Genomic DNA, 3,922 nt, shown 5'->3' with positions numbered 1-3,922 from the left:
TCTCCTAATTTAGTAGGCACCCCGACCCCTAGTGACACGAGTTGTTTTGGTGTTAATGATGGTAGTGTTTCTTTGCGATTTGACAATAATGTAGCGAGTGGTTATCAGATGCGTTATTTCATTTATCAGGGAGATCCTGGGGATTTCACTGGCGATCCTGCATCGGGTAGTTTACCTCAGGCTTTTACAGACTATACTGTTCCATCATTAACTTCTAATGGTGATGGTACTTTTAGTGGTTCTTCGGCTAGTAATTTAGCGCCTGGTTCCTATTATATCATTTACCAGGAGGTTCGTTTTAATGGTGGTAGTGTTACGGTAAAGAGTGGTGAGATCACGCCTGGTTTTGATATTGATGGTCGCACGCAGATTGTAACGAGCGTTCCTACGATAGTTCAACCGAGTTGTGTTGGTGATACGGGTTCAGTTACTTTATCTTCTTCGGGTGGCACGAATTTAGGTTCAGGCATATTAGAATATAGTATAGTTGGTAGTAATGTTTGGCAGAGTTCCTCTACGTTCAATAATTTAACACAGGGGGTAGGTTATCGATTTATATCACGTCGTAGGTTTGGAGCTACGATTTGTGAGGGTACCCAGACGGGTTTGGTTACAATCAATACGATTAGTAGTTCCTTGAGTATTAATTCTGCTACTGGTATTATCACACGTCCTTATACTCCTAGTTCTACCAATGGTTTGTTACGAGTTTTCACCAATAATGGCAGTAGTCCTTATACGTATATCTTACGTGATGCGGATAATGGAGATGCTGAGCTACGTCGAATAAATAACAGTACATCTAACCCTCAGGACATTGGTAATTTAGGTCCTGGTAATTATAAGGTTGAAGTTATCGATAGTAATGGTTGTGATGCTACTACAGTAGTACTTCCTTTAGAGAGTTTACCTGTTCCAGTATTAGGTAGTCCAGTTGTTACTCAGATACGTTGTCGCGATGAGAACAATGGCGCTATCAGTATTTCTGTTAGTAATGGTTTTGCCTATCGCTGGTTTAAGGATGGTGCTCCATTCGCAGGTAGTACATCTAGTATTAGTGGTTTATCTGCTGGGGATTATGAGTTAGAGGTTATTCCCAACGGCGGTGATTTTGCTATTGCAGAGACCGTTGTTAGTTCAGGTGCTATTCCTATCATTAATCCTATCGATGTTGCGATTAGTAATCCTCAGGTTACCAATATTGATTGTCATGGTGATGGTGATGGTAGGATTAGTTTAGATATTGTTGGAGGGAGTAGTTATGAGTATCAATTAAACAATAGTGGTAGTTGGTTATCCCTTGTTGGCAGTAGTATTACTATTGTAGAGGGTGGTTTTTATGATGTTCAGGTTCGTAATGAGCGGGGTTGTTTATCCAATATTTTGACTGATATTTTTATATCAGAGCCTGATGAGTTGACGTTGTCTATCGATACTCAGGTTGATGTTAGTGTTTTTGGAGGTAATGACGGTTTGTTATCGATTACGGTTATGGGCGGTAGTCCTTCATATAGTTATGAGTGGAGTGGCGATAATGGTTATACTTCTTTTTCAGAGGACATTAGTGGCTTAGAGGCTGGATTATATACGTTAACTGTTCGAGATGCGAACTCTAGTGTAGGGGTTAACAATGGTTGTGTTTTAATACGTGATTTTGTAGTACGTCAGCCCGATGTTATAGAAGATACGATTGTAGATCCTACCTGTTCGGGGGGTTCAGATGGTTCCATCTCGTTATTGGTTAATGAGGGTATTGGTAGTTTTGGATATAGTTGGGATAATGGTATGAGTGGTAGTAGTATCACCGGATTATCCTCTGGGGATTATACGGTTACCATCACTGGTTTACCCAATGGTACACAACAACGCACCTATGAGGTAGAGGACCCTGTATCGATTAGTATTGATGCTACCGATACAGGTGTTATAGAACGTGTTTGGAATCCTACTTCGTCCAATGGTGTTATTCGAGTAGTTACTAATGATGGTAGTTCAGATTATACGTATATCGTTAAAGATGCTGACAATGGAGATTTGGAGTTGAGTCGATTGGAGAACGTTAGTTCTGGGAGTCAGGATATAGGCGGTTTAGGAGTTGGTAATTATAAGATTGAAGTTATCGATGGTAATGGTTGTAGAGCAGAGACCGATGTTATAGAGTTACCCTCGTTATTGGTTCCTCAAATAGGAGTTGCTAGTATTACCGATATTGTGTGTTATGATGATAGTAATGGAGGTATAAGTATACCAGTAGTAGATGGCTTTGCCTATCGTTGGTTTAAGGATGGAGTTCCTTATCCTGGCAGTACTTCTAGTATTAGTGATTTATCGTTTGGTGATTATGAGTTGGAGGTTATTCCTGAGGGGGGTGACTTTGGTATTGCAGAGACGGTTGTACGTTCAGGAGTACTCAGATTAGATAATCCTGCAGAGGTTTTGATTAGCGATCCTCAGGTTAGCGATATGTCTTGTTTTGGTGATGGCGATGGTTTATTAGAGCTTACAGTAAGTGGAGGTAATAGTTATGAGTATTTACTTAGTGGTAGTGGTGTTTGGGAGGCCTTGGTAGGTAGTAGTATTCCTATCGCCAATGGTGGTATTTACTCTGTTGTTGTTAGGAATGAGCTGGGATGTGAGTCTAATGTTTTGAGTAATATCGAGGTTATCGAACCTGGGGAGTTAAGCGTTGTGGTCGATGATCTTCGAGATGTGAGTTTGTTTGGAGGTAGTGATGGTAGTATCTCGATTAGTATAGATGGAGGTACTCCTCCATATCGATATGAATGGATAGGAGATAATGGTTTTAGTTCAAGTAGTGAAGATATAGCTAATCTAGCTGCGGGTAATTATATGTTGATGGTGGAGGATTCCAATAGTACAGGTTTGAGTAATGGCTGTGTATTGGTTGAAGATTTTAGTATTGGTCAGCCTGATATTATCGATGGCAGTGTTGTTGATCCTACGTGTTATGAGGGTTGTGATGGTAGTATTAGTTTAGTGGTCAATGGAGGTATTGGTAGTTTTAGCTATCAATGGAGTAATGGTATGGTTGGAGATCGCATAGAGGGTTTATGTGCAGGCAGTTATACGGTTACAGTTACGGGTTTACCCAATGGTGTTCAACAACGCACATATACTTTGGATAATCCTGATGAGTTGGTTTTTGATTTGCCTTCATCGATGACGTTTTGTTTGGATCAGGCATTGGAGGTTGATGGTAGTATTGTAGGAATAGATGGATTGGAGTATGAGTGGTCTGGTTCGGGGTTTAGTTCACAAGGCGGAGTTGTTGTATTTCCTGAAGGCGGGATTTATACGGTTACTGCTAGAGATGTAAATGGATGTATGGCGAGTCATCAGCTAGAGATTATTGAGAGTAGTGCTGCGATAGATGCTGAGTTTGGTATGTCGAGTCAGGTGTTTGTAGGAGAGGAATTGATTGTAGTGGAGTTGAGTTCTCCACTGCCAGATAGTATAGAGTGGTTGGTTCCAGAGGGCGCTATTGTTCAGGATCAGAGTGATGATGAGCTGATTATGACTTTTGCAGAGGCTGGGGAGTATGAGGTTGGCTTATTAACTAGGGTTGGGGATTGTCAGGCGATGCGTGTTAAGACGGTTTTGGTATTGGAACAGGATGATGATGTTGTTGGGGATGATGGAGAAGTGACCCAGCAGCAGGTTAGTAAGGGGATTAGTGATTTTCTGGTGTATCCCAATCCTACCAGTGGTAGGTTTACGGTCGATGTTGAGTTGGGAGAGATTGGTAGTGTTGTGGTTAAGGTTTTTAGTTTAAGTAGTAATCAGATGATGGCTAGAGTACAACAAGAGGGATTGAGAACATATAGTATTCCCTTTGATATCACAGGATTGGCTACAGGAGTATATGCCGTGGTGTTAGAAACACCCTATGGAAATGCATTAC

General features: G+C 41.1%; 1 protein-coding gene. It reads left to right on the top strand.

What is annotated here, in order from left to right; all coding sequences use genetic code 11:
* On the top strand, positions 1–3,922 hold a 3,922-nt coding region (locus M0D21_RS22865), incomplete at both ends, for a hypothetical protein (protein WP_248334335.1).

The sequence above is a fragment of the Aquimarina acroporae genome (genome assembly GCF_023195925.1).
In the GTDB taxonomy this organism is placed as follows: Bacteria; Bacteroidota; Bacteroidia; order Flavobacteriales; family Flavobacteriaceae; genus Aquimarina; species Aquimarina acroporae.
The sequence above is the reverse complement of the archived record's forward strand: the minus strand, read 5'-3'. Positions and strand labels throughout refer to the sequence as shown.